General features: G+C 54.3%; 1 protein-coding gene. It reads left to right on the forward strand.

Annotated elements, in window-relative coordinates; translation table 11 throughout:
* The coding region (locus tag Q4563_RS15785; protein ID WP_303605142.1) for a sensor histidine kinase at positions 1–516 on the forward strand (516 nt) is incomplete at both ends.

The following is a 516-nucleotide window of genomic DNA, read 5'->3' on the forward strand; positions in this document are numbered from 1 at the left end:
GCTAGAGCAGTCCAAACAAAAGATCGAACAGGCCAACAAGGCCAAAACCCGCTTTCTTGCTGCCGCCAGTCACGATATTCGCCAGCCTCTACAAGCGGCCTCGCTGTATTGGAGCACCATCGACCCAGCCAGGCTTGCCCCCCAGCAACAGCCACTCTTTGAGCGCCTGGGCACCAGCCTGAAAGCCACCAATGAACTGCTCAATCATTTGCTCGATGTTTCCAGACTGGATGCCGGGGTGACGCCATTACGACCGCAGGCCACCGATGTAGCCACGTTACTGGACGAACTGCGCATCGTCTTTCTGCCCTTGGCACAACGCAAAAACCTGCATCTGGATATCGAATGTGATGCTGAAGTGTCGATCTGGTGCGATCGGTCTATGACCTTCCAGATACTCAAGAATCTATTGGCCAATGCCGTGCAGTACACCCTTGATGGAGGCATTCTTGTGCGTGTTATCGCGCGCGAGCAGCAGGTGCAAATCAACGTTGAGGATACCGGTATGGGTATTTC

It is taken from the genome of Gilvimarinus sp. 1_MG-2023, assembly GCF_030548285.1.